At 40.1% G+C, this 26,231-nt stretch carries 31 protein-coding genes; 9 read left to right on the top strand and 22 right to left on the bottom strand.

All coding sequences use genetic code 11. The features are described from left to right. Window positions 1-46: 46 nt before the first annotated feature. The 5 genes from CEY16_RS07200 to CEY16_RS07180 all read right to left on the bottom strand — a co-directional run bounded on the left by CEY16_RS07200 (window position 47) and on the right by CEY16_RS07180 (window position 6,340). Complete coding sequence (locus tag CEY16_RS07200) at window positions 47-958, bottom strand: ABC transporter permease (RefSeq protein ID WP_101331319.1); 912 nt, start codon at window positions 956-958, stop codon at window positions 47-49. A 27-nt stretch (window positions 959-985) separates the two neighbouring features. Then, a complete protein-coding gene (gene opp4B, locus CEY16_RS07195; RefSeq protein ID WP_101331318.1) occupies window positions 986-1,948 on the bottom strand; it encodes an oligopeptide ABC transporter permease in 963 nt (320 codons plus the stop codon). Between the two features lie 7 nt (window positions 1,949-1,955). Then, window positions 1,956-2,882: an ABC transporter ATP-binding protein gene (locus CEY16_RS07190; protein ID WP_101331317.1), complete on the bottom strand. Its 927-nt coding sequence runs from the start codon at window positions 2,880-2,882 to the stop codon at window positions 1,956-1,958. Further along, window positions 2,863-3,885 carry an ABC transporter ATP-binding protein gene (locus tag CEY16_RS07185; protein ID WP_101331316.1) on the bottom strand — a complete coding sequence of 341 codons (1,023 nt, stop codon included), beginning with the start codon at window positions 3,883-3,885 and terminating at the stop codon, window positions 2,863-2,865. Before CEY16_RS07185 ends, CEY16_RS07190 begins: the two co-directional genes overlap by 20 nt. A gap of 334 nt (window positions 3,886-4,219) precedes the next feature. Next, on the bottom strand, window positions 4,220-6,340 hold the full coding sequence (locus tag CEY16_RS07180) for a heterodisulfide reductase-related iron-sulfur binding cluster (RefSeq protein WP_101331315.1): 2,121 nt from the start codon (window positions 6,338-6,340) through the stop codon (window positions 4,220-4,222). Window positions 6,341-6,681: 341 nt separating this feature from the next. Here CEY16_RS07180 and CEY16_RS07175 point away from each other — a divergent pair, with 341 nt between their 5' ends. After that, entirely contained in the window at window positions 6,682-7,839 is a 1,158-nt protein-coding gene (locus CEY16_RS07175; protein WP_101331314.1) for a phospholipase D-like domain-containing protein, read from the top strand. Window positions 7,840-8,182: 343 nt separating this feature from the next. On the opposite strand, the gene CEY16_RS07170 is transcribed toward CEY16_RS07175, so the two are convergent. Next, complete coding sequence (locus CEY16_RS07170; RefSeq protein WP_101331313.1) at window positions 8,183-8,572, bottom strand: hypothetical protein; 390 nt, start codon at window positions 8,570-8,572, stop codon at window positions 8,183-8,185. Window positions 8,573-8,810: 238 nt separating this feature from the next. Between CEY16_RS07170 and CEY16_RS07165 the strand changes: the two genes are divergently transcribed. The 7 genes from CEY16_RS07165 to CEY16_RS15195 all read left to right on the top strand — a co-directional run bounded on the left by CEY16_RS07165 (window position 8,811) and on the right by CEY16_RS15195 (window position 13,402). Further along, window positions 8,811-9,152 carry a lmo0954 family membrane protein gene (locus tag CEY16_RS07165; RefSeq protein WP_101331312.1) on the top strand — a complete coding sequence of 114 codons (342 nt, stop codon included), beginning with the start codon at window positions 8,811-8,813 and terminating at the stop codon, window positions 9,150-9,152. Window positions 9,153-9,171: 19 nt separating this feature from the next. Continuing rightward, on the top strand, window positions 9,172-9,798 hold the full coding sequence (locus CEY16_RS07160) for a PspA/IM30 family protein (protein WP_101331311.1): 627 nt from the start codon (window positions 9,172-9,174) through the stop codon (window positions 9,796-9,798). Window positions 9,799-9,872: 74 nt separating this feature from the next. Further along, the gene (gene liaF, locus CEY16_RS07155) at window positions 9,873-10,619 is read left to right on the top strand and encodes a cell wall-active antibiotics response protein LiaF (protein WP_162297886.1); all 747 of its coding nucleotides are present in this window, start codon (window positions 9,873-9,875) and stop codon (window positions 10,617-10,619) included. Beyond that, entirely contained in the window at window positions 10,616-11,659 is a 1,044-nt protein-coding gene (locus CEY16_RS07150) for a sensor histidine kinase (protein ID WP_238378792.1), read from the top strand. The genes liaF and CEY16_RS07150 overlap by 4 nt, the downstream gene beginning before the upstream one ends. Further along, window positions 11,652-12,281: a LuxR C-terminal-related transcriptional regulator gene (locus tag CEY16_RS07145; protein WP_101331309.1), complete on the top strand. Its 630-nt coding sequence runs from the start codon at window positions 11,652-11,654 to the stop codon at window positions 12,279-12,281. Before CEY16_RS07150 ends, CEY16_RS07145 begins: the two co-directional genes overlap by 8 nt. A gap of 329 nt (window positions 12,282-12,610) precedes the next feature. Then, entirely contained in the window at window positions 12,611-13,123 is a 513-nt protein-coding gene (locus tag CEY16_RS07140; protein WP_101331308.1) for a sigma-70 family RNA polymerase sigma factor, read from the top strand. A 141-nt stretch (window positions 13,124-13,264) separates the two neighbouring features. Continuing rightward, the gene (locus CEY16_RS15195) at window positions 13,265-13,402 is read left to right on the top strand and encodes a hypothetical protein (RefSeq protein ID WP_162297885.1); all 138 of its coding nucleotides are present in this window, start codon (window positions 13,265-13,267) and stop codon (window positions 13,400-13,402) included. A gap of 103 nt (window positions 13,403-13,505) precedes the next feature. On the opposite strand, the gene CEY16_RS07135 is transcribed toward CEY16_RS15195, so the two are convergent. The 5 genes from CEY16_RS07135 to CEY16_RS07115 all read right to left on the bottom strand — a co-directional run bounded on the left by CEY16_RS07135 (window position 13,506) and on the right by CEY16_RS07115 (window position 17,428). Further along, window positions 13,506-13,769 carry an HPr family phosphocarrier protein gene (locus CEY16_RS07135; protein ID WP_101331307.1) on the bottom strand — a complete coding sequence of 88 codons (264 nt, stop codon included), beginning with the start codon at window positions 13,767-13,769 and terminating at the stop codon, window positions 13,506-13,508. Window positions 13,770-13,781: 12 nt separating this feature from the next. After that, a complete protein-coding gene (locus CEY16_RS07130) occupies window positions 13,782-14,231 on the bottom strand; it encodes a PTS sugar transporter subunit IIA (protein WP_101331306.1) in 450 nt (149 codons plus the stop codon). A 63-nt stretch (window positions 14,232-14,294) separates the two neighbouring features. Next, window positions 14,295-15,680: a PTS fructose transporter subunit IIC gene (locus CEY16_RS07125; RefSeq protein WP_101331305.1), complete on the bottom strand. Its 1,386-nt coding sequence runs from the start codon at window positions 15,678-15,680 to the stop codon at window positions 14,295-14,297. An 18-nt stretch (window positions 15,681-15,698) separates the two neighbouring features. After that, window positions 15,699-16,637 (bottom strand): 1-phosphofructokinase, encoded by a 939-nt coding sequence (pfkB, locus tag CEY16_RS07120; RefSeq protein WP_101331304.1) that lies wholly within the window; start codon window positions 16,635-16,637, stop codon window positions 15,699-15,701. Next, a complete protein-coding gene (locus CEY16_RS07115) occupies window positions 16,634-17,428 on the bottom strand; it encodes a DeoR/GlpR family DNA-binding transcription regulator (protein WP_202908614.1) in 795 nt (264 codons plus the stop codon). Before CEY16_RS07115 ends, pfkB begins: the two co-directional genes overlap by 4 nt. Window positions 17,429-17,604: 176 nt before the next feature. Between CEY16_RS07115 and ptsP the strand changes: the two genes are divergently transcribed. Continuing rightward, window positions 17,605-19,320, top strand: a complete 1,716-nt coding sequence (ptsP, locus tag CEY16_RS07110; protein ID WP_101331303.1) for a phosphoenolpyruvate--protein phosphotransferase — start codon at window positions 17,605-17,607, stop codon at window positions 19,318-19,320. Window positions 19,321-19,533: 213 nt separating this feature from the next. Here ptsP and CEY16_RS07105 read toward each other — a convergent pair whose 3' ends face one another. The 11 genes from CEY16_RS07105 to CEY16_RS07060 all read right to left on the bottom strand — a co-directional run bounded on the left by CEY16_RS07105 (window position 19,534) and on the right by CEY16_RS07060 (window position 26,004). Next, a complete protein-coding gene (locus CEY16_RS07105; RefSeq protein ID WP_162297884.1) occupies window positions 19,534-19,827 on the bottom strand; it encodes a TIGR04104 family putative zinc finger protein in 294 nt (97 codons plus the stop codon). A gap of 77 nt (window positions 19,828-19,904) precedes the next feature. After that, on the bottom strand, window positions 19,905-20,198 hold the full coding sequence (locus CEY16_RS07100; RefSeq protein ID WP_101331301.1) for a GNAT family N-acetyltransferase: 294 nt from the start codon (window positions 20,196-20,198) through the stop codon (window positions 19,905-19,907). A gap of 62 nt (window positions 20,199-20,260) precedes the next feature. Continuing rightward, window positions 20,261-20,425, bottom strand: a complete 165-nt coding sequence (locus CEY16_RS15190) for a hypothetical protein (RefSeq protein ID WP_162297883.1) — start codon at window positions 20,423-20,425, stop codon at window positions 20,261-20,263. Window positions 20,426-21,004: 579 nt separating this feature from the next. After that, complete coding sequence (locus CEY16_RS07090; RefSeq protein WP_101331299.1) at window positions 21,005-21,472, bottom strand: hypothetical protein; 468 nt, start codon at window positions 21,470-21,472, stop codon at window positions 21,005-21,007. A gap of 122 nt (window positions 21,473-21,594) precedes the next feature. Continuing rightward, window positions 21,595-21,744 (bottom strand): hypothetical protein, encoded by a 150-nt coding sequence (locus CEY16_RS15185; protein ID WP_162297882.1) that lies wholly within the window; start codon window positions 21,742-21,744, stop codon window positions 21,595-21,597. Between the two features lie 109 nt (window positions 21,745-21,853). Continuing rightward, window positions 21,854-22,729 carry an aminoglycoside 6-adenylyltransferase gene (locus CEY16_RS07085; protein WP_101331298.1) on the bottom strand — a complete coding sequence of 292 codons (876 nt, stop codon included), beginning with the start codon at window positions 22,727-22,729 and terminating at the stop codon, window positions 21,854-21,856. A 17-nt stretch (window positions 22,730-22,746) separates the two neighbouring features. Then, entirely contained in the window at window positions 22,747-23,196 is a 450-nt protein-coding gene (locus CEY16_RS07080; protein WP_101331297.1) for a VOC family protein, read from the bottom strand. Beyond that, entirely contained in the window at window positions 23,196-24,797 is a 1,602-nt protein-coding gene (locus CEY16_RS07075) for a YndJ family protein (protein ID WP_101331296.1), read from the bottom strand. Before CEY16_RS07075 ends, CEY16_RS07080 begins: the two co-directional genes overlap by 1 nt. 15 nt (window positions 24,798-24,812) lie before the next feature. Next, on the bottom strand, window positions 24,813-25,220 hold the full coding sequence (locus CEY16_RS07070; protein WP_101331295.1) for a DUF4181 domain-containing protein: 408 nt from the start codon (window positions 25,218-25,220) through the stop codon (window positions 24,813-24,815). A gap of 21 nt (window positions 25,221-25,241) precedes the next feature. Continuing rightward, complete coding sequence (locus tag CEY16_RS07065; RefSeq protein ID WP_101331294.1) at window positions 25,242-25,604, bottom strand: hypothetical protein; 363 nt, start codon at window positions 25,602-25,604, stop codon at window positions 25,242-25,244. 13 nt (window positions 25,605-25,617) lie between these two features. Continuing rightward, window positions 25,618-26,004 (bottom strand): DUF4181 domain-containing protein, encoded by a 387-nt coding sequence (locus CEY16_RS07060; RefSeq protein WP_101331293.1) that lies wholly within the window; start codon window positions 26,002-26,004, stop codon window positions 25,618-25,620. Window positions 26,005-26,231 lie beyond the last annotated feature (227 nt).

Raw genomic sequence — 26,231 nt, 5'->3', positions numbered from 1 at the left:
ATACTGAACGCCAAACATTATGAGTGGCGTACGTATCAGAATAATATTAGGCTCTTCTTTGTCGCGCATCTGCTGCACGTTTCAAAGCTTCACCTACGTTACGAACTGCAAGCATTAATAGTAAGATCAATAGTGCTGCAGGCACCCATATCCACCAACGATTCTCTAGTGTCTGTGGGTTTGTAGCGTAACTCAACAATGTACCTAAACTTGGTGTGCTTTCTGGAAAGCCGAACCCTAAAAATGATAGCCCGGATTCAATCCCTATATTCGCTGCCAAATTCAATGTCATTGTTACTACAATTAAAGAAGTGATATTAGGTAATACTTGCTTGAATATAATACTAGTATGTGAAGATCCTAATGTCCTTGAAGCTTGGGCGTAATCCAATTCTTTCTCTTGAAGCGCCTTGGAACGGATCAACCTTGCAATACCCATCCATAGAAAAGCAGTCATGATTACCGAAAATGACCATATACTATATCTAGGAACAATAGTAACGAATACGATAACAATCATTAGGAAAGGTAATACCATGAAGAAATCTAGTATACGCATCATAACGTTATCGATTTGACCACCGAAATATCCAGATACGACACCGAATACGATTCCGATAAATCCAGACATCAAAGTTACTAAAATACCGATAGCCAATGAGTTTCTTGTTCCTATAATCAACTGACCGAATACATCTCGGCCACCATAATCTGTACCTAACCAAAATTCGCTAGAAGGTGGTTCGTAAATCGCAAATAAATCTACTGTTACGATCTGTTCCTGATCCAGGAAGATCGTTACTGCGAAAACGAGACCTGTTACTAGCACTAAAAATATTAACGAGATTAAAGCTATTTTATCTTTCAAAATTTCTTTCCAAATGATCGACCAACTAGATGGACTTTTATTGGAATCAACTGTTTGTTGAACTTCTAACTCTGTTTTTTCCTCATTCACGGTTTTTACCTCCTAAGCTCGGGATTTCTATTTAATTCGAATACGCGGATCGACTAGACTTAAAATGATGTCTGACAACAAGGCACCTAAGATAGCGGCTAGACCTGAAATCAAGACAAGTGCTGTTACAACTGAAGAGTCTCTCTGGGTGATCGATTCGAGAAATAGTCTTCCCATGCCCGGATAACTATAGATACTTTCAATAAATACCGTTCCACTGATTAATGAGAAAATTTCATAACCAAAGAATGCTGCAATCGGCAAAATTGAATTTCTGAAAATGTGTCGGTTATAAACACGTGACTCAGGTGCACCTTTCGCTCTAGCTGTAATAATAAAATCTTTTTGTTTCGTATCAATAATCTCACTTCGCAAATACTGCACGGTACCAACTACACCTATCAGTGCAATGGCTAGACCTGGCAATAACAAGTGATGTATTTTACTTAAGACATATTCAAAGGTTCCTGGTTCGAGTCCAGGCGCAACGGATCCACCTGTAGGGAACCATCCTAACATGAACCCAAACACCCATAGGCAAACAAGTCCAAATATAAAGATAGGAGTCGCGAAACCTATATATGTATAACCAGTGATGAATTGGTCAATGAGTTTGTCGTTATAACGACCACTGATCAAACCAAGTGGTATACCAATCAAATAAATGAAAATCAGTGACACAAGTGATAACCAGAATGTGTTGACTACACGCTGACCGATCAAATCCGTAACATCCATTTTGTATCGGAATGATTGACCGAAGTCACCCTGTAATGCTCCTAGCAACCAATCCCTGTACTGGATATACCATTCATTATTCAAGCCTAATTGTTCACGTCTTCTTTCAATTTGTTCTTGTGAAATGTTCGGGTCAATCATACCTGTCAAAGCATCACCCGGCATCAATTTTGCAAGCCAGAATACTAATATGCTTAATACAAAAACTTGCGGTAATGTTATGATTAAACGTCTAACTATAAATTTCCACATAAAACAATCAACCTCTCTCCGGTAGCGCTACGCGATGTGTCTCTGTAACAGGTTTCAAAGTGTAAGCTTTACCTTCATTATCAAAATACTCGTCGAAAGATGACTGGTATTCTTCTTTTACTTTTGCACGGTTACGCATGTGCTCTTCTCTCTTTGAAGGATCGATATCAGGAATTGCGGCAACAAGTCGCTTTGTATAAATGTGCTGAGGTTTATGGAAGATTTCTTCTTTTGTACCTTCCTCAACAAAACGACCATTGTACATGATTCCGATGTGATCACACATATGTTGTATAACACCTAAGTCGTGACTGATAAATAAGTAAGTAAGATCCATCTCTTTTTGAATATCTTGCATGAAGTTCAATACCTGCGCTTGCACAGATACGTCCAAGGCAGAAACTGGCTCATCTGCAATAATCAATTTCGGCTTTAAAGCAATCGCACGAGCAACACCGATACGCTGTCTTTGGCCACCTGAGAACTCATGTGGATACTTCAATATACTTTCAGGACTAAGTCCTACTAACTCTAACAATTCTTGCACACGGATTTTAGTTTGATTTCTTGTCAGATTTTCATAGTTATTGAGTGGTTCAGCGATAATATCTAATACGCGCTTTCTCGGATTTAAACTAGAATACGGATCCTGGAAAATCATCTGAATATCTTTACGGACATTTACTTTTTTACCGTCACTAAGGTTTTCACCTTCGAAGTAAATGTTCCCTTCAGTAATGTTGTTCAGACCCATCACTGCTTTACCAGTTGTAGTTTTACCAGATCCTGACTCACCTACTAAACCGTAAGTTTGTCCTGGTTCAATCTCAAAAGAAACTCCATCCACAGCTTTGATGTGGTCTATCGTTCTATTTAAAATTCCACCCTTGATAGGGAAGTGTATCTTTAAATCATCAACCTTCAGTAATGACATCTTCCTGATCCTCCTTGCTCTCTTCTGGGAAGTAGAAATGTTTATAGCATGTGCAACGAACAAAGTGACCTGGTTTTACTTCATGAAGTTCTGGATGATCTTCATGGGCTGAGTCCTCAATCCAAGGAATACGAGCTTTAAAGCGGCATCCTTCACGAGGCAGGTTTTGTAAAGATGGCACAATCCCCTGAATTACGTGCAATTTTTCTTGAGTCCCATCATTCATAGGCACAGAACTTAACAATGAACGTGTATAGGGATGTAAAGGTTCTTTGAACAATGTATAAACATCAGCAATTTCTACAATTTGTCCAGCGTACATGACTGCAACTCTGTCGGCCATTTCAGCCACAACACTTAAATCGTGAGTGATGAGGATGATTCCAGAATCCAAATCATCTTTCAATTCATTGATTAAATCCAAAATTTGAGCCTGGATCGTTGCATCTAATGCTGTTGTTGGCTCGTCCGCAATCAGAAGTTCCGGTTGGTTAGCAATCGCAATCGCAATGATGACACGTTGTCTCATCCCACCTGATAGTTCATGTGGAAATTGTCCATATACGTGTTCAGCACGAGGAAGTTCTACTCTATTCAACAATTCTATTACGTATTTTTTACGCACTGACTTCGACATCTTCTTGTTATGTAGTAGAAGGACTTCTTCAACTTGTCTACCAATCTCCATCAGTGGATTCAATGCAGTAAGAGGGTCTTGGAAAATCATTGAAATTTCTTTTCCTCTTAGAGCATTAATTTTGGATGGTGGCAGGTTCGCTATGTTACGTCCATTAAAGTCGATTTCACCTTCGATTTTTGCCCGATTATGTAATCCCATGACCGAGAATGCTAAAGCACTCTTTCCAGATCCTGATTCCCCTACAATCGCTAACACTTCGTTTTGATGAACATCTAACGAAACATCATCAACTGCTGCATAATGTTCTTCCCCAATTCGAAATGAGGTTTTTAAATTTCTTAACTCCAAAATCTTTTTACTCATTATGATCACCCTAATGTAATATTTTCTCGCTGTCTGACTATAATGATTTTCAATCATTTAATTTTTCTGAAAATTTACGCGAAACATGATATATGCCAAAACTATTTTTAGTAGTGTTGAAGTATGAAATGACTTAAATTACTTTTTCTGGCTAACTGTTTTAAATTAACATCTTTAATTTTATAAGGGACACTAATAAAAAGCAACCTATTTTTTAAAATTTTTAAAATATTGTTTTTACTAATAATTATTCATTTTTTTACAACTTCTTTACATTCAGATTATTCGACAAAAAACGCTCCTAACTACTCCACAGCAGTTAGGAGGTTGTTTTTTAGGCAGGTTGGTCTACTTTTGTCGGTTTCCCAAAAATAGATCTTTCTAATACTTCTGCAACGTCTTGGGTTGTTACTTCTTCATCCACTTCTTTTGACTTCGTACCATCTGAAAGCATCGTCAGACAGAAAGGACATGCACTAGAGATCGTATCTGGTTCCACATCCAATGCTTGTTCTGTACGTGCCACGTTTACGCGGTTTCCTGTGGTTTCTTCCATCCACATCATACCGCCACCAGCACCACAGCACATTCCATTTTCTTTGCTGCGTTTCATTTCAACCACTTCCACGCCAGGTATTGCTTCTAAAATATAACGTGGAGGATTATAAATTTCATTGTAGCGACCTAAATAACATGAATCGTGATAAGTTATTTTTTCTTCTATCGCTTGTTCTGGTTCTAATAATCCGTCTTTAATCCATTCCGCAAGTAATTCAGTATGGTGGAATACTTCGCCTTCAAAGCCGAAATCAGGATATTCATTTTTGAAAACATTGTACGCATGTGGATCAATCGTAACGATTTTCTTGATATCGTTCTTTTCAAATTCTTTGATATTCTTTTCAGCAAGTTCTTGGAATAAAAATTCGTTCCCCATACGTCTTGCTGTATCTCCCGAGTTACGCTCTTTATTACCTAAGATTGCGAATTTGATGCCTGCTTTATTCATCAAACGTGCGAATGCCATTGCAATCTTCTGGCTTCGGTTATCATAAGATCCCATTGAGCTCACCCAGAATAAATATTCAAATTCTTCTTCTTCTTTATTTAATTCTTTAACTGTAGGTACATGTAAGCTATCGTCAGCATCTCTCCAGTTTTCACGGTCCTTCTTAGAAAGACCCCATGGATTACCTTGACGTTCAATATTCGACATAGCACGCTGTGCGTCAGCGTCCATTTTCCCTTCAGTCAATACCAAGTAACGACGCAAATCAATGATTGTGTCTACGTGTTGGTTCATTACAGGACATGCATCTTCACAATTACGGCAAGTCGTACAAGCCCATAATTCTTCCTCAGTTACAACGTCACCGATCAAATCTTTTTCCATAACTTGTTGAGCTAATGAACTATTAGGGTCTGCTGCAACTTGGTTACCTTGAGTGTTTGCAAAAGCATAGCTCGGAACCCAAGCAGATTTCCCCGTTACGGCTGCACCCTTTTCAGTCAAGTGGTTACGGATCTTGACCATGATATCCATCGGTGAAAGCATCTTACCTGACCCGGATGCAGGACAAACGTCAGTACAACGACCACATTCGACACATGCATATAAGTCGAGTAACTGCAGTTGATCCAAGTCTTCTACTTTACCGACACCGAATGTGACTTCTTCCGCATCTTCAGCGTCTTCGTCTACATCGAAATTGATTTTTTCTAATTTACCATGCTTTTTATCTTTTGTTAAAAATACGTTAGCTGGCCCCGCAATCAGGTGCGCGTGCTTAGATTGAGGTACATACACTAAGAACCCAAGTAACGCGAACAAGTGGATCCACCACATGACATAGAAGAGAACCGCTGCTACTTCAGGATTCATCCACATGAACGCTGCAGCTATACCTGAGGCGACAGGTTCTGTCCAAGTCATTTCATTATTATGCCAAATTATTTCAAAGCCATTACCTGCAAGAACAGACAACATCAACGTTCCGATGAAAATTAATACAAGTCCAGCTTTAAAACCACGCTTCAAGCGAACTAGTTTTTCAATATAACGACGGTAGAAGGCCCAAATGACCGCTACTAAAATCGTCAGAGTTACTATTTCCTGGAAGAAAGTAAATCCTGGATAGAATATTCCTAGTGGCAGATGCGAGCCTGGCGCCAATCCTTTCCATATGTAATCGATGGCACCGAACTGTACTAATAGAAATCCATAAAACATCATGACGTGTATCGCACCAGATTTTTTATCTTTAAGTAATTTCTTCTGACCGAACACGAACACCAAGATATCTTTTACTCGTTGTTTCATATCTTGATCGAACTCTTTTTCTCGACCCATTTTGATGTAAGCTATACGCGTACGAACAATCTGCACAAACAAGAAAAGTGCATATAACGTCACGCCTAAGAAAGCGATCCAGTTAATCAACAAAAATGTGTCCACAATGCTCCCCCCAATACGTATTATCGATGATGTGTCGTTTTAAATCGACAAACTTTATCTTCTATCTTAACATGAAAACCCTTTCAATTGAGCTACAATTCTTATTAATTAATATTATACAATGAATGAGCATTCAGTCAATCTATTTTCAAAGAAATTGTCGAATAAGGTTACCGAAACTATATATAATAGGTAGGAAATATTGATTTTACTTTTTGCGTAGAAATCTTGTTTCACAAGGTCTTTAAGCTATTTATTCTTGATCTTTCGCTAATAAATCAACGGTTTAATTAAAATATCGAGTTCCTTACCACAACCTCGTAGTCGAAGGAGATTATCTAATGTGGGTGTTTGTCATTATTATTCTCATCATCATTTTTGTTCTATTGAAAGATCGAACAATCCACCAATCCATAATAAGCTCCTACCCTACCCGAAAGGCAGACATCCAATTTTTCAACAATGGAAAATTTCTGTTCAAACAGCTTTTTCGTGATATCCGGGATGCTGAGCAGTTTATTTGTGTACAATTTTTCATTATTAAAAAAGACCGTTTCAGTCGAGATTTCCTCACGCTTCTAATCGAAAAGGCTGACGCAGGTGTCCCTGTCTACCTAATGGTGGATCGGTTGGGTTCCTTTACAATTGACCGGAAATTAATACAAGAGCTGAAATCAGTTGGAGGAACCATCATAAAGTGTAATCGCTTCGATTGGCGACATCCATTTCGTTCAATCAACCAACGCAATCACAGAAAAATTACGGTAGTTGATGGAGAAATTGCTTACATTGGAGGCTATAACGTTGCTGATGAGTACATTAATGAAAGTCCGAAGTTTTCACTTTGGAGGGATTACCACTTGAGGGTGACAGGAGAAGTCGTCCAAGATATTTATGACCTTTTCAGTCGCGATTTCAAACTAAACAATGGCCATAGCCTACATCACGGGGCATCAACCGAGCCTGGAGGTAGCATTGAAACTCAACTGATACCGTCTGCACATGGTACTTTAGAAAGTACGTTTTTGAGTTTGATTGATGAAGCAAAACAAACCATACTAATAGGAAGTCCCTATTTCATCCCGAGTGAAGCAATTATGGAATTACTCGAAAAGAAAGCTCAGGATGGGGTTAGCATTACAGTCTTATATCCACACGAATCGGATCATTTACTTGTTAAAGAAGCATCCTCAACATATTTACGTAGAATGCATCACGCCGGTGCTAAGATTCACTTATTCACCCATGGATTTTATCACGCTAAAATTATATTTATTGACGATAAGATTTGTGACATTGGTACAGCGAACTTCGACAAAAGGAGTCTATTTATAAATGAGGAAGTTAATTTGTTGATTTTTGACAAAGGATTGATTGAAGAAATACGTAGCTTTTACGAGAAGGATCTGATGGATTCTGTTCCGCTAGATGAAAAGTGGTTAAATGAAGGTAACTTCTTGGCGAAGAGTGCTGCGAAGATGTTTAATTCTTTTCTTTAATATTTGGAGCTGTTAACGTTTAGTGTTGATTCTAACGAATCGCTTAGAGGCGGACGCCGCTTTCTGACGATCTGGATGGTCAAATATCGGCGTTCGATACAGGACGTGTCGGACTTTAGCCGATCTGGGGGCACGGCTTCAACTTCCCAAAACTCGCCTTCGAGAGTTTTGCGTGATTTTCAGCTCGTGCTGCTCCCCTAGGAGTCGTCGCCTCAGGCAATTCGTAAAATCAACGAGGGTTGACAAATGCATCTCCAAATTATCAACAATGAGATTAACAAAGTTAAACATTCTTAAAGTATAAAAAAGGTAACAGTTACCCCCTGTTACCTTACCTTTCGTTTTAAAGATGTTCTTCCACTTCACGCGTCATCAACCATTGATTTTCAATGATCGCCCAATTCTCCACCGTCAACATTCGCGCTAAAACCCGGTTGCCCATTTGAATAATTTGTTCAAAGAAGACAACTGCATGATCATCGTCCCTCATACGAATAACTCGATGTTCAAATAATTTCTTAGCTCCTCTAAGTTGAGAAACTGATTGAATCATTCCATCAAAAGCTTCCTGTCTTTCGTAATAAACGGGCCGATTATCCTCTCCCCAAAAGAAGGTGACGTAGTATTCATCCGCCATAAAATCTAATGAAGACGCATCTCCGGAATCCAACGCTTGCTGCCATTTCAATATGTATCGGTCATGGACGTCCATAAATCGAGACAACCCTCGCATAATATAACCTCTCCCAGTAACGATCAAACATAAATCGACTAAGTACATCGTAACATACTTAGTCTAATCTTAAAGCAAAAGAGCTCAATCATTCTCCCCTTTTTTATATCCATTTTATATCAAAGCTAAGCTTCAAATAAGCCTAAGGTCTTAGTCAAAAATATAGCTCAGGATCATTACTGAAATCCTTTCTATCGATTAATCTTAAATTACAGACAAGACGAAAGGAGGAATAGACATGCCTAAATGGTTATGGATCGTGCTAGCCATCGTATTGGCAATTGTGGTACTCGCTAACTTAGGTCCGATGATTGTACTTGGTTTAGCATTATGGTTCGGTTATTTATTGCTCAGAAAATGGTTCCGCACAGACTCAACATCTACAAAGGTGCTCATATTGGTTGTAGGAGCAATTCTGGTCAGTATCGCCATTGCTAATAGTTACGCTATTATCGGGATCGCTGCTGCATACGGATTATATGTGATGTACCAGAAGAAAGACGACGTGGATGAAGAGCCGGAAAATGATGACCCTTTCACGAATTTTGAAAATCAATGGAAAGAATTATCGAAATACTAATTTATGAGGAGAGATGGATATGAGTAATATCATTACTAGAATGAAAAACGCAGTATCTGCAGATTTACATGACTGGATGGATGAAAAGGAACAAAAGAATCCGATCGCTATGCTTAATCAACATTTAAGAGAAAGCGAGAAAGAGGTTGAGAAAATACGTAAGATGATGGACCGTCAGCGTCAATTACGCGATGAGTTCACAAAAGAATTCGAGCAAGCTTCTTATATGAAAGAAAAGCGTGAAAAACAAGCAATTGTCGCCAAAAAAGCGGACGAGCAGTCTCTTTATGATTTTGCAAGAAGAGAAGAAGAGCAATATGAAGAGCAAGCTGATAAGCTTCAATCTTCTTTAACAGAAATCAAGCAATCCATCGATCAGCTGGAAGTGAAATATCGTGACATGAAACACAAATTGAAAGATATGAAGTACAAGCGGTTGGAGTTGATGGGTAAAGAAAATATGATCCGACTGAACCATCGTATGAACCAAGTCTTGAGCCACAATAATGAACAATCGTCTAGAAAGTTCGACGAAATCGATCGCTATATGGAGTCACTTGAACAGCGCGTTAATCGAGACTATGAACATTATACTTTTGACGATAAAATCGCTAAGCTTGAAAAAGATATGAAGCACGAAGCTTAATCATGCCGGTCCTCTTTTTTAAAGAGGACCGATCTTTGATTATGGTAAAATATACACAAAAGGAGGTTCGCCCTGTGTTCGACAAGGTCAACTCGGAAATCGTCAATGCAATCATTATCATAGCTATTATTCTAGTCGCGATCGAAATCGTCCTATTTGATGGCGGACTTGTTGTATCACTTGGTATTTCAGCGATATTGATCTATCTGGGATATCAGCGATATGAACGTCAATCAGGGAAAATCTTTTTCTGGATAGGTGTAGTAACAGCAATTATTTCGATTTTGAACATGATGGTTGTTAAGTTTATTTTAATCGCAATTATCGGTTATTTCATTTATTACTATTATGAATCTCGTAAACAACCTAAGACCGTTCGGCCCTCATTTTCAACGAATGAGGCAGATGATGAAAACCTAGCAGATTCTGATAAATTTCAAAAAGATTCTACACTTTTAAGACAGTCATTGATTTCCCACCAAAAAACTCCTGATGAACCATACCCATGGAGAGATATACATATCACCGGGGTATTCGGTGATCGTACGGTGGACTTGACAGAAACATTCCTACCAGAAGATGATGCGATCATTTCGATCCGACATGGTCTTGGTAAAATTCAAGTACTCGTTCCTTATGAAATTGAAGTGAGTGTACATCACTCCACTCTCTTAGGTGAAGTAACTATTTTTAATGAAAAATTAGGACGAGTCGTCAATGAAACTATCGCGTATCAAACTGAAGACTTCGACCTTGGGCAACCTAGAGTAAAAATTATGACTTCACTGATATTCGGACGCTTGGAGGTTGTGCGCACATGAGTATGTTCAAGTATCTCTTCCTAACAATCATTTTGGTAGTGGCCACAACAATATGGGGATTCACGTTTCTTCTGATGCAGTCATTCGAAGCTATCACTTACTCAGACTTGATGGATGCCACCTATTATTCTGTTCCAATACCTTTTTATCTTCTTGGAGGAACAATCATAGTTACGCTTCTATTAGCGAGTTTTCTAGGAGGCGTCTATTCTATTAAACGTCGTAAAATCTTAATCGGCTTAGAGCGGATTTTGAAAAATCAACCTCTATATAAAAATGAACGGGAACGCTCAAGTTGGGACGATCCTTCGTTCGAGTGGATGGAGAAAATCGAAGCCGAGAAACAAGACCGCATGAAGAGAATTCGCTACCTTGCGAATGAATTGGCATCGATCGAAACAGATCCAGTCAATGAAGATCATATTTTAGAAAAAGAACGTAGCCGACTCGCTCGAGAGCTACATGATTCCGTTAGCCAGCAACTGTTCGGCGCCTCCATGCTACTCTCTTCCATAACCGAGCAAAAATTATCTAGTAATGATGCTTTAGATCAACAATTGAAAAAAGTTGAAGAAATGATTCAACAGTCGCAACTTGAGATGAGAGCTTTATTACTTCAGTTACGACCGATTGCCTTACGCGACAAGTCTTTGAAGGAAGGCGTGGAGTCTTTCTTGAATGATTTGATGCAACGCGTACCGATAGATTTGAAATGGAAAATAGAAGATGTTTCGATGGATAAAGATATCGAGGATCAATTGTTCCGTATTTTACAAGAATGTGTATCCAATAGCTTGCGACATGCAAAGGCGGGAGCCATCGACACTTTGCTCATAGAACGAGATGGTTTTGTCATTTTACGTTTGGTTGATAATGGTATAGGTTTTGACATAGAGGAAGCTGAGAAGTCATATGGATTGATGAACATTAAAGAGCGTGCTTACGAGATCGGTGGCATAGCGCGAGTGATCAGCTTAGAAGATTACGGCACAAAAATTGAAATAAAAGTTCCTGCACGAGGAGGGCATTCAGTTGATTAAAGTTGTTTTTGTCGATGATCATGAAATGGTACGGATTGGTGTATCTTCATATTTGTCAGCTCAAGAAGATATTGACGTAATAGGCGAAGCGGATAACGGTGAGGACGGTGTGCGTTTGGCACTAGATCTCCGCCCCGATATTATACTGATGGACCTCGTAATGGAGGGCGTCAATGGAGTCGAGGCCACAAAGCGAATTCTAAATGAATGGCCCGAAGCAAAAATAGTCATCATCACAAGCTTCTTGGACGATGATAAATTATATCCAGCCCTCGAAGCAGGGGCAACCAGCTATTTATTAAAAACATCCAAGGCAAAAGATATTGCTGAAGCCATCCGAGCAACCCACCAAGGTCAATCAATTCTAGAGCCAGAAGTAACAGGAAAACTGATGAACCGGATGCGCACACCTACAGAAGAACCTCTTCACGATTCTCTGACACAAAGGGAAAAAGAAGTCTTGATGTTGATCGCCCAAGGCAAATCCAATCAAGAAATCGCTGATGAATTATTTATTGCTCTTAAAACGGTGAAAGTCCATGTCAGTAATGTTCTCTCAAAGCTCGAGGTTCACGACCGGACACAGGCAGTCGTATATGCGTTCAAACATGACATCGTCTAACCTAGATACACTCAGTCGCTAAGCGTCTAGTTCCCCCTCGGACTAGGCGTCTTTTGTTAGTATTTGGATAAGCACTCCCCCTTTTTGGATTATTTTCCGATTATGGTAGTAGAGCTCAAATTTTCATAAAAAAAGATTTTATTTGAAATTCGCATTATCCGACTTGTTTTTGTTGATTTTTGCAAAAAACCGCGAGTTTTTCGCATTATCTGGGTGGATTGTGTTGATTTCCACATGTGACAAATTGTTAGAATATTTGTAAATTACCAAAGAGTGCTCTTTTTGATATAGATAAATATTGGCCGGCCTCCATAATTAGGGGGAAATCGATGAATGATGTTACGGGGGAAGAATTATATACAGATGATTTCGAGAAGGTGTTAGTTGAATATAAAAAGATGATTCATCATGTCATTCATAAGTTGAATATCAAGGATCCTCATGGTGATTTCTATCAGGAGGGCATGGTGGCGTTATGGGAGGCACATGGGAAGTATGCGGATTTCGACACGTTTCCAAAGCTTGCATACATTACGATCCGGAGTCGATTGATCGATACAATCCGCAAGAGTCGACGCATCCAAGAGAATGAGACGGCTTCGGAAATGAACGAGGATGAGGGTGCATGGGATGGACGTCTTGAAGGTTTCGACCCTGAGTTCTGGCAGGTGGTTCGTAATGCCCTGACAGATAAGCAGTGGATATTCGTCGGAAAGCGCCTGATCGAAGGTAAGTCCTATAAGGAAATTGCTTTTGAAGGGGATGTAACTGTGGATGCGGTAAAGGGCTGGGGCAAGGAAGTCAAGCGGAAACTCAAGCCTGTTTTGACGGATTTTCTTTAAGGGGGATTTCCCGAAAATAAGCGGACTCTCGAATGGTGGGGGTTCCGCTCGTGCTTGGTGGAGGGTTCAACTATTGACGTGAAGGGTTCAATTCCTGACGTGAAGGATTAGAAACCTGACGTGGAGGATTCAACTTCTGACATGGAGGATTACAAACCTGACGTGGAGGATTTAACTCCCGAAGTGGAGGATTCGACTTCCGACGCGGCGGGTTCAACTCCCGACGTGGAGGATTCAAAACTCAACGTGGCGGGTTCGACTTTTGTTACGATGGATTAAACTCGCGTTATGGTGCATTGAACACAGCACCCAATCCACAAAGTTATACATACAAGAATTATAAAAAAGACTGCCTCCTTTTCGGAAAACAGCCTCCAATTTACTACTCATTAAAGTTATTTTTAATCAAATTCGTTAATTTTTCTAGTGCTTCGTCTTCATCATCGCCATCTGCTGTCAAAGTGATTGTCGTACCTGGTTCTACACCAAGAGTCATGACGCCAAGAATACTTTTGGCATCAGCTTCTTTATCACCTTTGACGATTTTGATGTCAGATGTGAATTTGTTCGCTTCTTGCACGAGTTGTTGTGCTGGTCGCGCATGAAGACCTGTTTGGTTTGTTACTTCAATATCTACTTTTGCCATGAAAATCCCTCCTTACTCTTCTAATGCTGCGATGAGTTCTTTACTATCTTCAGCTTCTGCTAATTTTGCTCTGAACTCTTCATGCATTAATTTTCTTGATAGTTGTGAAAGGATTTGCAAGTGTTCTTTTCCTGCTTGTTCTTCTGGAATCGCTATTAAGAATACATATGAAACCGGATTGCCGTCGAGTGATTGCCAATCCACTTCATTTGCCAAGCGCGCAAATGCTAAAGATGCTTCAGCTACTCCTGTTGATTTTCCGTGTGGAATTGCAACAGCGTATCCAATTCCAGTTGATCCTTCAACCTCACGAGCGTTGACTGCTTCTTTGAATGTTTCAGGCTCAGTCACGACTCCTGTTTCTTGCATTTTTTCAACCATCTTATTAATTGTATCCTCTTTCGTTTCACTAGGCAATCCAAGTAAAACGTGTTCTTGTTTCAGTAATTCTGCTAAGCTCATTGATTACAGCTCCTTCTTCTTAGATGTCTATACATTTCCCTTTTTGATTAAAAGTTAAAAGTATTAGCTTGTGATATCTGCAGCAGTTTCGGTTGGTTTTTTCTTAAGGATAACAACAAGAACCGCTGTAACTAACGCACCGATAATAATCGCTAGTGCGTATAAAAAGACGTTTTGTGCTGCATCCGGTATGGCCATCGCGAATATACCACCGTGCGGTACACGAAGCCCAGCATTGAAAGCCATTGACAATGCACCGGCAACAGCTGAACCAGCAATCAACGATGGTATTACTCGGAATGGGTCGGCTGCCGCGAACGGAATCGCCCCTTCAGTAATAAAGGATATACCCATAACTCCTGCCGCTTTACCTGCTTCACGTTCTTCTTTAGAAAATTTATTTTTAGCGATTTGTGTTGCGATGAAAAGTCCAAGCGGTGGTGTCATACCAGCAGCCATAATCGCAGCCATCGGTCCGAAAATTTCACTTCCGATTAGACCGACACCAAAGGCATAAGCTGTTTTGTTAACAGGTCCACCCATATCTACGGCCATCATTCCACCTAATAACAAGCCTAATAGGATCGCGTTAGCTCCAGTTAATGAATTCAACCAGTTTTCAAGTCCTGTCATTAAAGCACCAATTGGAACGCCGATCACATACGCCATCAGTATCCCTGAAACTAGAGTAGCTAGAACAGGAATGACTAATACAGGGCGAATTCCTTCCAAAGACCTTGGTAAAGGGAATTTATCTTTGATCAGTTTCGCAACATAACCAGCGACGAAACCACCAATGATACCCCCTAAGAAACCTGAACCGTTATTACTGGCCATCATACCGACAACCAAACCTGGCGCGAGTCCGGGTTTATCTGCAATAGAGTAAGCAATGAAACCAGCAAGTACAGGTACCATTAATCCTAAGGCAGCTTTACCAATTACACCCAACTGCGCAAAGAAGCTATCTTCCGCCGGGTCTAAACCACCGAAAAATGATAAAGCCATTAGGATACCACCCGCTACAACAATCGGGATTAGGAACGAAACACCATTCATCAAGTGTTTGTAGAAACCTTGACGTTCTTCTCCCTTTTCAGCCTTTTTACGTTGAACATTATCCGCGTAGTCTTCCGCTGACATCGCTTCTTTCGCCAATGCGCGGTCGATCAAATCTCCAGCATTCTTGATCGCTTCTGAAACCGCAACTCGAATGACTGGTTTACCTTCAAAACGACTTTCATCGACATTCGTATCTACTGCCAAAATGACGGCGTGTGCTTCACGAATATCCTCTTCAGTCAATTCATTCTCGACACCGACGCTCCCTTGCGTCTCGACCTTCATCGGTACATCTTTCTCTTTCGCTGTCTTCTCCAACGACTCTGCGGCCATGAATGTATGGGCAATACCCGTCGGACAAGCAGTTACAGCTACTAGCTTTTTCATAATAAAACCTCCTCGTATTTAAATATGATCTATGTGGACTTTATCTTTCGATGCCTCTACTTCATCAAGTGAGCAAACCTTTGTGCCCGGTTTAGACGCGGTAATTGTTCCTGCCGCTGTCGCCCACTTCGCAATTTCTTCTAGCGAGAATCCATTCAATAAACTATAAATCATAGCTCCTACCATTGAATCTCCTGCTCCCACTGTACTTTTCGCTTCAATTGGAAAAGGTTTAGCCAAAACCTGCGCGTCTTCAGTTACAAACAACGCACCTTCTTTCCCAAGTGAAACAACAACTAATTCAATACCACTTTCGATTAGGTTATTCGAAGCTTCAGTGATTTCCTGAACATTTTCAAACCGTCTATCAAAAAGATGTTCTAGTTCCTCTAAATTCGGTTTGATCGCAAAAGGTTTAGATTCGATTCCTTTTTCGAGTGCTTTCCCACTCGCATCTAGAATCGTTTTAACTCTGTGTTTTTTCGCGAGTTCTACGTATTTATGATAAATAGAATCGTCTATACCTTGGGGAGTGCTGCCACCCAACACAAGGTACTCTGCCTCTTGTAAGTCCCGTTCTAGGTGTTGATCTAGTTGTAAACTTTCCTCATTTTCAACCCCGAAGCCCGGTTCATTGATCTCTGTCGTTTGTCCTTTTTCCAGGTCAACGATTTTAAGGTTTGTTCGAACTTCCCCTTTTACTTGAACGAAATCCGATTCAATACCCAAAACTGATAACTCTTGCTGCATTTTTTCACCTAGTGCACCTGCTAGAAAACCTGTCGCCGTGACTGGAACATTAAATTTCCTGAGCACCTTGGCAACGTTGATACCTTTTCCACCAGGATCCATTAGAGGCTGTTCTTCCAGCCGATGGAGTCCTCCAAGTTCTAACTTGGGAACTGTTATCGTACGATCAACAGCTGGATTCAAGGTGAGTGTAATTACTGATGTCATGATGGATCCCCCTGCAGTGTCGCGATATCGATATTAACTCCTTCATTTCGCATTTCTTCTACTAAGTCTTGTGGTACACGATCGTCCGTAATTAAAACGTCGACTTGGTCAATAATAGAACCGAATGCCGCGAAGCTTACTTTCCCGAATTTACTATGATCAGATAAAACGATTACTTCCTTCGATTGCTCCAACATCGTTCGCTTCGTTGCTGATTCAATCAAGTTGGGTGTCGTCAAGCCGTGTGCTAGATCAACTCCATTCGTTCCGATAAACGCTTTGTCAACATATAATTGTTTTAAAATTTGATCGGTCAATGGCCCAACAAGTGCTTGTGTTTCATGTCGTAACTTTCCACCCGGAACGACCACTTCAAGATGCGGTGCATCCCTCAAATGTTCCGATATTTCTACTGAATTCGTAACGATCGTCAGCGATTGAAACTTTTTCAAGCCCGGAACGAGTTGTAATGTCGTTGTCCCTGAATCTAAAAGGATCGTGTCGTTTTCATCGATATAGGAAAGTGCCGCTTGTGCGATCGCCTGTTTTTCTTCCTTTAGACGATCCGACTTTTCCAAAACAGTCGGTTCGAAATTCACTGTTTCTGTAGCGATGGCTCCGCCATGTGTCCGTCTCAACATTTCTTCATCTTCTAACTCTTTCAAATCTCTTCGGACGGTTGATTCCGACACACCGAAATGTTCGCTCAATTCTTGAACCGATGCTCTTGATTGTTTTTGGACGAATGTAGCTATTTGATTTTTACGTTCTTCACTATATAACAAATACATCACCTACTTCTCTTTTGCGATGATTTTTTATGCTCATTATTGACTGAATGTGATTATTTATGATTATAATAGAAGGTGAAAGCGGTGTCAAAGAGTTATTTTTAAAAATTCATGCGCATTTATTGCTCATTTGTGATTGTTTATATAAAATTCAGACTGGAAGGAGAGATCGACCAATGACAAAATTGAACGGGATTGCCGCTTCGAACGGCGTTGCCATCGGAAAAGCTTTCGTTGTGCAAAACCCTAATATAGAGATTCCAGAACATAAAGTTGAAGATCACGCTCAAGAGTTAGAACGCTTCAACCAAGCAATTGAACGAGCGACTCTTGATTTGGAAAAAATCCAAGCTCATGTTGAAAAAGAAATGGGCGAGGAACATGCGAAAATTTTTGGAGCCCACATTTTAGTATTAAAAGATCCGGAGTTACTTAACACAGTCAAAGGAAAGATCGAGAGTGACAGCACTAACGCCGAAAAATCGATGCAAGATACGGCCGATCAGTTCGTAACCATCTTCGAATCGATGGATAATGAATATATGAAAGAACGCGCAGCTGATATTCGAGATGTTTCGAAACGTGTTTTATCCTATTTATTGGATTTACCACTCGCTTCAACTAGCGACATTACAGAAGAAGTTATTCTAGTAGCACATGACTTGCTACCGTCTGATACAGCACAGCTCAACCCAGCCTTTGTCAAAGGAATTGTGACCGACATCGGTGGGCGCACCTCTCACTCCGCGATCATGTCACGTTCAATGGGCATCCCTGCAGTCGTTGGTGCCGGTGACGCTACTGAGCAGATCGAAGCTGGAACGCCATTAATCTTAGACGGAGCAGAAGGCGAAGTATTGCTTAACCCTAGCGAAGAGCAAACTTCTTTTTATGAAAAAAAGGTGGAAGAACAGCGTGAACGTGAGGAAGAATTACAACAACTCGTAGACGATGTATCAACCACCAAGGACGGGCACGAGGTGGAACTCGCAGCTAACATCGGCTCGCCGAAAGACATCGATGTAGCCCTAGCGAATGGTGCTGAAGGCATCGGCTTATTCCGCACTGAATTTTTATACATGGATCGCGATCGCCTTCCGACTGAGGACGAACAATTCCAGGCGTACAGCGAAGTGTTAGAAAAAATGGCTGGACGCCCCGTCGTCATCCGTACGCTCGATATCGGCGGAGACAAAGATCTACCTTATTTAGATTTACCTGAAGAACTAAATCCATTCTTAGGTTTCCGTGCGATTCGTCTATGTCTTGAACGCACAGACTTATTCCGCACCCAGTTGCGTGCATTGTTGAGAGCTAGCGCTTACGGGAATTTGAAAATCATGTTCCCGATGGTCGCTACATTAGAAGAATTTCGTGAAGCTAAAGCATTACTAGAGGAAGAACGGCAGAATCTTTTAGGCGAAGGACATGAAGTCAGCGGCTCAATAGAAGTCGGAATCATGGTAGAAATCCCGTCCACTGCAATGATAGCTGACCAATTCGCAAAAGAAGTCGACTTTTTCAGCATCGGAACGAACGACTTGATCCAGTACACGATGGCAGCAGACCGCATGAACGAGAACGTTTCGTACTTGTATCAGCCTTATCATCCCGCAGTGCTAAGGTTAATCGAGCGAGTCATTCTAGCTGCGAAAGCAGAAGGAAAATGGACAGGCATGTGCGGTGAAATGGCCGGGGATACAGTTGCTATACCTGTATTACTAGGGTTAGGGTTAAACGAATTCAGCATGAGTGCTTCATCAATATTAGAAGCACGCGCCCAGTTGAAAGAACTTAGCTACAAGGAGACGAAAACCGCTAGTCCTAAGATTTTAGCCCAATCCACAAATGAAGCCGTGAAAGAATATGTGCAAGAGAACTTTTTGAAATAAAAAAGATTTAATTTGAGCGGTTTTGAAAATAGGTTCAGTTAAATGCAAGTTAGGTTCAGTTGTTTCGGTGATAGGTACAGTTAATCCGAAATTAGGTTCAATTATTTTTAGTTTAGTTCGGATAAACGTAAATTAGGTTCGGTTAAATTCAAATATAAAAAAAGTTTTCATTGCACCAAAAAAGGCGACTCAACAAATGAGTCGCCTTCATTATTACCACATCGGTTTTTCTTCACTCGATAATTCAAGAAAATAAGGCGTTGCACAAAGTATTCCGATAGCAAGCAGAATCACAACAAAAGCCGCGATTTCTATAGCTATGAAAGTCGGAACAATCAAGAATATCGGCAACAAAATCATCCATGTTTTCCAAAAAGATTTTGTCGTCATATACTGTTTTTCACCGCAATTGTTGCATCTCGTGCCCCCACCAAAACGAAAATTCATTTTGAATGCGTTCTTCCAAGACCACTGATGGCCGCAACTATCACATGTAGGTAAACCCATCATACTTCTCCTCACCATTTACACTTTTGAGCTAATTTTACCATACAAACTATCAGTTATTACATAAAAAAGAGGCTTTACTCAGCCCCTTCTACTCCGTCTAGCGAAATAACATCGTGATAATCCTCATTTTTCTCAAGTTGCATTTTTGCGTAAGGGCACGTCGCAATGATTTTCTTATCCACTTCACGTGCGTAGTGCACAACTTTTTCCACTAAAGCTTGTCCAATCGCCTGGTTACGTAGTTCTTCCGCTACATACGTATGATCAATTTCTAAATGGTCCTCATCTCTTTCGACAAAATGAATTTCAGCTTTTTTGTCATCTTGATCACCATAGTAAAACTCATTACCATCTTGATGAATATTCATTGGATTAACCCCCTATAGAAATCTTCTAGTACTATTTTACCCTGTAACATAGGGGGTTTAAACTAACTATATACATTTACAGTTTCAGATTCTTTAAGATCTTCATCGATCATTTCATTCTGTTGCATATAGTAATACATTCCATAAGTGATAATAGTTACTGCAATTACTGAAAAGATAATGACCCAAACTAATTTTTTACCATCGAAACCGTTGTTCGAAGACATATAAACACTTCCTCACCAAGTATGCTTTTTATCATTTTAACAAATTACGAGCCTTTCATACATTACCGCGACTGATCAAAGTACCCTTCTTTTTTGAGGCTTTCATAGATTTTAATATATTTACTTTCGTTTAACTGCCAGGAAAAAGTCCCAGCAAGTACACCCATAATCAGTGCCACATAAAAAATAAAAATTACCTCGAATGGGTTTCTTCCATGGAGAACCCACGCATGAAAAACTCCAAAAATTAAAACACCGAGAAAAGCTTTCGAGAATTCCCTAATAAAATGATACCAGAATCGGTAATCCCTCGTTCTTTTCCATTTATAAAAAAATTTTAGATCACTGTTCCTACTGCGCACAATTTGAACCAAAACGATCCCATAGAGAACAATCACTGTCACATAATAAATGACAGGATATGCTACCTCATTTCGATCAGGAATTGTTAAAAGTAAAACCAGCAAACCTAACGTGAATATGAATTCGAACCATTTTCTCCACATAAAAATACCCTTTCAATCGTACATAATGTCTTATTAACATTACGTTCGACGAAAGGATACGTTTCAGCTTTATCTAATCTTTTTCCTTATCCTCAGCCATCCGCTTCTCCACTTTCCTGAATCTACGCTCTTGGGACGGCTTCTGGATCCAACCTAATAAGCCACCTAAAATTAATATCGCGGGTATCATCAGCGCCCAACCAACGTCACTCAAGCGTATGATAATATCCCATGGGGTCAAACCATTGAAAACATATTGGTACCAAGAAGCGACAATAAAAATAAGGCCCAAGCCAATAGCTGCCCCTTTTGCATAATGATAGGTCATCGGCTTATTTCTCTCAGTTTTCCAACGCTCATAAAACCATTCATCGAACATCTTTCTCCAAACTTCACGGAAAAGGAGCGCAGGAATGAGCCCCATCAATGTATAGTAATAAAATGATTCAGAATGCAAATCATCGTAGTTAGGAATAACAATCAAAAGTGTCAAAATAACTGGTATGAGAACGATTCGAATGAATTTATAGACTTTGCTCATTGTTGTTTCCCTCTCTCCAACAAAACCTCGATTATTGTCATAAAAGCTAGTAGTTATTACCATTATGAATGAAAAAAAGATAGGTATCTAGTATAAGCCACCTGCTTCCCTTAGATTTAAGCCTATCGCTGCAATTCTTTTTCAATTTCATCATCACTTAACTTTTCAATTTCGCCCACTTTATGATGACGAATCAACTTATTAAGTTTCGAGTTAATCATGACCAACATGACAACTACGAAAAACGCAAATAAAACGAGAAGCCCCCCCAACAAGATCCCTCCTTTTATCGTTATTAAAATATGTAACCTCTCAAACTGCACGAAAAGTAAATTTCAGTTCAACTCATCGCCCTACTAATTGGCGAAACACCCAAAGAACCTAGTACATCTCAGTCGCATCGTCTGGGAGCTTACGAACATGGTGTAGGTGCGTTCTCACTTTCCTCTCCTCTTCTCGGTTGTAAGAAAAGCCAAGGTTTTTCGCATTCTCTTGTGCAATTTCACTGAACAATTCACACATTACGAACAGTGAATTCCATATCTTTTCTGCTTCCGCCGAAGAAAACGTCCTTAACACTCTATTCCAAGTTTCTTCATCTAAGTAATCCTTCAGATACGAACTGAATTTCCCGGTTGAAACTTGGAAATCGTGTGCTATTCCGACTTTCCAATCGAGCATTTGATTGAATGCATAACGGATCGGTCCATCCATAATGCCTTTTGCATATAGAATTTCTCCTCGCCATAATCCTTTGGCGATATATGGAGTCACCCACCAAAATTCATTGCAGCAGCCTCGAAAATCTTCTTCAGTCGGTCTCTTCACCCAATAGCTTCGGTCTGTCGGTGGTGGTAAGTCAGGCAATCTTTCGTCTTTATCCAATAAAATCATTTCAAGTGGATCTTGCCCGATATGTTCGTCAATTAATGCCGTGGAAATCAACGTCAAATCAATCCGGTTACCATCTGCGAACTGCATCAAATAAGCGAATCTTCCATTTTCTCCAGGAGCCCCCGAAAAATCATTCAAATCAGGCATTTGCATGACGATCCTTTCACCGAAAAGGTCTATCCAGCTATGGTCAGCAGTAAACGGGGTTACATCAGTGACTACATAAACAATGTCGTAATCCTGAAAGATGTCTCGTTTGGCATTGGGATTCGTGCGTGACCCATTCATCACCACAGCCCTAACTCGTTCATCTTTTTCAGCAAACCCTAAAATCATATCCATCATTTCTTTTTCAGAACGCATGAAAGTTTCCCTTCCCTCTACAAATTTACTTCATCGATCGATTCTTCTTTTTGTGCGTGCGTCGATACATGCCAAGTGACCCCATATCGATCAGTAACCTGGCCATAGGCGGGACTGAAAAACGTTTCCTGAAGGGCCATAAGTTCTTCGCCACCTTCTGCTAATCGGTCGAATAACTGCCTTGCTTCTTCTCTGTCATCAGCAGCGACTGCCACGGTGACATTGTTCCCAACAGCCAATCGCTCTCCAGGTTGACCGTCTGTGAGCATTAAATCTGTTTGCCCAATTCGCAAGTGGGCATGAAGGAGCTGATCTTCACCATCGCAAAACGGCCCATACTCACTTTGAGGTAATTCACTCATCATCTGCATCCCTATTCGTTCCGCCCCTAGTACTTCTTCGTAAAATAAAGCCGCTTCTTTTCCATTTCCTTCGAATATCAGATAAGGATTCACACTATGAATCATCAAATCTCCTCCCCTCGTTTTCGTTCTATATCATATTCAATTCTTAAGAATGGAATTGAAAAAATCCACATTCGATGAGTGGCGGTCAGATGCCCTTTTTCCGATTCCTCAACATAGAATGTTTCGTCAATCGGTAAGCGGAAAAACATCTTTTTACCTGCCAAATATATTCCTGCATCGTCAGTTGATTTTTTACTCGTCAGTTGTATACCTTTACCCTTTTTAGAATGTCTCAACACACCGACCATGGTGGAGAAAGGTAAAGGAAGAGCAATGTTCGTAAATGTGATACCGTTGTTTGAATGAATCGAATACAGCGCCACGAAAACCGTATCACCATCGACTTTCCTGATCCATGCTCGGACGTTTTGGCGACTGTCTTTCGCATCATCAATTGCTAAGATATCACCGGTCATTTCGACACGCTCACTTCTCAAAGGTAGATTCAATTGCTGCATCCCTTTACTGATAAGACGAAAAATAGCTGCAAATGGTTTAAACCAATTTAGCCATTTCACACGTGCGTAAAGACGGTAATTTACTGTGTTTTCATAAAAGTCATCAATCACAGATTTCTCTTCTCTCGCTTGTTCAGAAAAAACCGCCATATCATCCACGAGACCAGCATATGACTTCGATGAATCTTCATGTTTTCGAACAACCCCTTCACCAATTTTCCATCCACCTCTGATATGACTGACCGGAATCTTTTGTTCAAAAGGCTTTGCGGAAGGCACCGCTAGCGACCACCCAATCACACCTAATAGTCCAAAGGCTAGCTCATTCGTCACCCCATGGAATTGCAGCATGAAATCGATTGTGATTGTAAATTGACCCGACCAATTCCCATACGCATACATTAGTGAAAAAAGGATCGTCACACCTAGAGCTGAAAAAGATATGCGGCACAACCAACGTTGAAGTCGATTCGCAAATTTCGTACGGAAAGCGACCAAAATCAAGCTATAAATCCCAAATATGTATAACAAAACAGAAATCAGTTCAAGCGTGACAGAATACGTGATTCCTAGAGCTACGAAAATAGGAGCGATAGCAACTACAATCGCCGCTCGACGGTACAATTTACTTTGATGAAGTCGTCCAAGGAACCCGGTGAATATCGGAAAAAGAAATGCTGCATAGTGAAAGTGAACACCCGTCAGCCATGTAATGATTGGTGAGAAACCCGTATCAATTCCCGCTTCTGAGGCAAGGAACCACCCTCCCCCAATGACAAGATAAATCATGCCGATATTGATCATCACTTCTTCGATACGACGGTAACGAGGTTGCAACAGACGGCTGATCCCAAATAATGCAACCGCCATGGTGAAGACCCAATAAGCCATAGCCAACCAAGTGGTGGTGACGTCATCTCCGACTAGGAGTGTTGCAACTACCGCTGTCATGGCGCCAATCGTGATTCTCGGTAACCATTTGGAGAAGACACCCCCATTTTCACGAAGTAAAAGGTGTAAGATCATTGGTACGTAAATGAGTTGGGCCGCGGTCAAGATGAGTAGATATATGTTGGTTGATGAGATCCAGCCGATGACGGCTAGAGTAATGATGTTGAATAGACCGATGAGCTGTAGGTTCATGAATGTTGCTCCTTATTAGTAGGGGGATGGGAAATTGCTGATTGCATAAACATAGAATATCACGGTGAAAATCAGAGATAATACTAGATTACTAGCATCCAAGATGTAGTGCTTCTCTTGTCTTCGGTGTTTCCATTCCATATAGACTTTCAGTGTTTCATTTAATAACAGAGTCACAATCGCAAAACCAAAAAAGATATATGTAGGATCTTTTGGAAACCTCAAATAAACGACAATTATAAACACTAGAGCAGTGATAATAAACATAAAAAAAGAGATTTTTCTATGAGTTCCATTGACGTGGTTATTATCAAAATCAGTCCAATCTCGTTTTTGGATGTTGTATTTATTCCTTAAAATGGTATTGACGATGTAGATTGACAAAATAAACGAACCCAAAATCCATAGTAAAGGCCAAAACATTGAATCAACTCCTTAATTTCCCTAAACAGAATTGAGCATAACGAGTATGAATGTAACAAAAAGCATCTTGTCAGGGATTAATCTTAGATAACGTTTTTCTTGTGGTGCATATTTCATTTCGAAACTGAAATTTATCAATTGAATTATAAGTCCATACGCTCCAAGGAAAATGAAGAAGTTAAAAAGGCTGAACAAATTTTCTTGGAGAATTGCTATCGCTGCAATGAAAATGAATGCAAAAATAATCAATAGAACGGACTCCGTTTTCTCTTGTGAGGAATTTATAGACTCTCTGCGTCGTTTAATTCCAGTAATTTTTTTCATCCAGAAATCGTAGACCGAAAGAAGAAACAAAGAAATCATGGCTGCGTAAAAAACGTTCATACCCAAAACTCCTTTAGGTGATGATATTGAAAAAAGTAAACACAGTCCCGGTTAACCAAATGATGTGAAATGCCGATAAGATGTGTCTCCTGAATTGGGGTTGATATTTTAATTGCATGACCAAGTCGATCAATAGCCCAACAAAAATAGGTGCGAAACCCGTCGCTAGGATCCACCATACACTTAATGAACCATATTTAGATTCATAATAAAAACCGAAAAACAGGATTAGGAAGCTTAAAACTAACAACCCTCTGTGAAGGTAATGATGGAAATTATTCACATACCTTTCGTCCCGCTCTTCAGGTTTATCAACGTCGAAAAGTTTGACTAGAACAAGCTCGAGAATATATGTAACCACGAGATATGCTATTGCAATCAAGATGAATTTTTCTACCATGACAAGCCTCCCTTAATCCATATAGAGCTCAAAGCTCACTTACAACTCAAACAATTGCGAATATGTATAAATCTCTTCTAAATTCACGTGTAGTTTCACTATATAAATGATTAATTGACTAATAATAATACGAATATTGTTAGTTGAGCGTTTCATATTTTCTGATAATTATGTATTTAATTATTGTAAGGATAACACAGTTCAAATCTAATTTTTGGATTAATTTG

This window comes from Halalkalibacillus sediminis (assembly GCF_002844535.1).
Taxonomy (GTDB): Bacteria; Bacillota; Bacilli; order Bacillales; family Alkalibacillaceae; genus Halalkalibacillus_A; species Halalkalibacillus_A sediminis.
Note: the sequence above shows the minus strand (reverse complement) of the source record. Positions and strands in the feature narration are given on the sequence as shown.

What these genes read in the sequence shown, in the direction of transcription:
- opp4B (WP_101331318.1), bottom strand. Translation starts at nt 1,948, where the DNA reads ATGTGGAAATTTATAGTTAGACGTTTAATCATAACATTACCGCAAGTT.
- CEY16_RS07190 (WP_101331317.1), bottom strand. Translation starts at nt 2,882, where the DNA reads ATGTCATTACTGAAGGTTGATGATTTAAAGATACACTTCCCTATCAAG.
- CEY16_RS07185 (WP_101331316.1), bottom strand. Translation starts at nt 3,885, where the DNA reads ATGAGTAAAAAGATTTTGGAGTTAAGAAATTTAAAAACCTCATTTCGA.
- CEY16_RS07175 (WP_101331314.1), top strand. Translation starts at nt 6,682, where the DNA reads ATGTGGGTGTTTGTCATTATTATTCTCATCATCATTTTTGTTCTATTG.
- CEY16_RS07170 (WP_101331313.1), bottom strand. Translation starts at nt 8,572, where the DNA reads ATGCGAGGGTTGTCTCGATTTATGGACGTCCATGACCGATACATATTG.
- CEY16_RS07165 (WP_101331312.1), top strand. Translation starts at nt 8,811, where the DNA reads ATGCCTAAATGGTTATGGATCGTGCTAGCCATCGTATTGGCAATTGTG.
- CEY16_RS07160 (WP_101331311.1), top strand. Translation starts at nt 9,172, where the DNA reads ATGAGTAATATCATTACTAGAATGAAAAACGCAGTATCTGCAGATTTA.
- CEY16_RS07150 (WP_238378792.1), top strand. Translation starts at nt 10,616, where the DNA reads ATGAGTATGTTCAAGTATCTCTTCCTAACAATCATTTTGGTAGTGGCC.
- CEY16_RS07140 (WP_101331308.1), top strand. Translation starts at nt 12,611, where the DNA reads ATGAATGATGTTACGGGGGAAGAATTATATACAGATGATTTCGAGAAG.
- CEY16_RS15195 (WP_162297885.1), top strand. Translation starts at nt 13,265, where the DNA reads ATGGAGGATTACAAACCTGACGTGGAGGATTTAACTCCCGAAGTGGAG.
- CEY16_RS07135 (WP_101331307.1), bottom strand. Translation starts at nt 13,769, where the DNA reads ATGGCAAAAGTAGATATTGAAGTAACAAACCAAACAGGTCTTCATGCG.
- CEY16_RS07130 (WP_101331306.1), bottom strand. Translation starts at nt 14,231, where the DNA reads ATGAGCTTAGCAGAATTACTGAAACAAGAACACGTTTTACTTGGATTG.
- CEY16_RS07125 (WP_101331305.1), bottom strand. Translation starts at nt 15,680, where the DNA reads ATGAAAAAGCTAGTAGCTGTAACTGCTTGTCCGACGGGTATTGCCCAT.
- pfkB (WP_101331304.1), bottom strand. Translation starts at nt 16,637, where the DNA reads ATGACATCAGTAATTACACTCACCTTGAATCCAGCTGTTGATCGTACG.
- CEY16_RS07115 (WP_202908614.1), bottom strand. Translation starts at nt 17,428, where the DNA reads ATGTATTTGTTATATAGTGAAGAACGTAAAAATCAAATAGCTACATTC.
- ptsP (WP_101331303.1), top strand. Translation starts at nt 17,605, where the DNA reads ATGACAAAATTGAACGGGATTGCCGCTTCGAACGGCGTTGCCATCGGA.
- CEY16_RS07105 (WP_162297884.1), bottom strand. Translation starts at nt 19,827, where the DNA reads ATGGGTTTACCTACATGTGATAGTTGCGGCCATCAGTGGTCTTGGAAG.
- CEY16_RS07100 (WP_101331301.1), bottom strand. Translation starts at nt 20,198, where the DNA reads ATGAATATTCATCAAGATGGTAATGAGTTTTACTATGGTGATCAAGAT.
- CEY16_RS15190 (WP_162297883.1), bottom strand. Translation starts at nt 20,425, where the DNA reads ATGTCTTCGAACAACGGTTTCGATGGTAAAAAATTAGTTTGGGTCATT.
- CEY16_RS07090 (WP_101331299.1), bottom strand. Translation starts at nt 21,472, where the DNA reads ATGAGCAAAGTCTATAAATTCATTCGAATCGTTCTCATACCAGTTATT.
- CEY16_RS07085 (WP_101331298.1), bottom strand. Translation starts at nt 22,729, where the DNA reads ATGCGTTCTGAAAAAGAAATGATGGATATGATTTTAGGGTTTGCTGAA.
- CEY16_RS07080 (WP_101331297.1), bottom strand. Translation starts at nt 23,196, where the DNA reads ATGATTCATAGTGTGAATCCTTATCTGATATTCGAAGGAAATGGAAAA.
- CEY16_RS07075 (WP_101331296.1), bottom strand. Translation starts at nt 24,797, where the DNA reads ATGAACCTACAGCTCATCGGTCTATTCAACATCATTACTCTAGCCGTC.
- CEY16_RS07070 (WP_101331295.1), bottom strand. Translation starts at nt 25,220, where the DNA reads ATGTTTTGGCCTTTACTATGGATTTTGGGTTCGTTTATTTTGTCAATC.
- CEY16_RS07065 (WP_101331294.1), bottom strand. Translation starts at nt 25,604, where the DNA reads ATGAACGTTTTTTACGCAGCCATGATTTCTTTGTTTCTTCTTTCGGTC.
- CEY16_RS07060 (WP_101331293.1), bottom strand. Translation starts at nt 26,004, where the DNA reads ATGGTAGAAAAATTCATCTTGATTGCAATAGCATATCTCGTGGTTACA.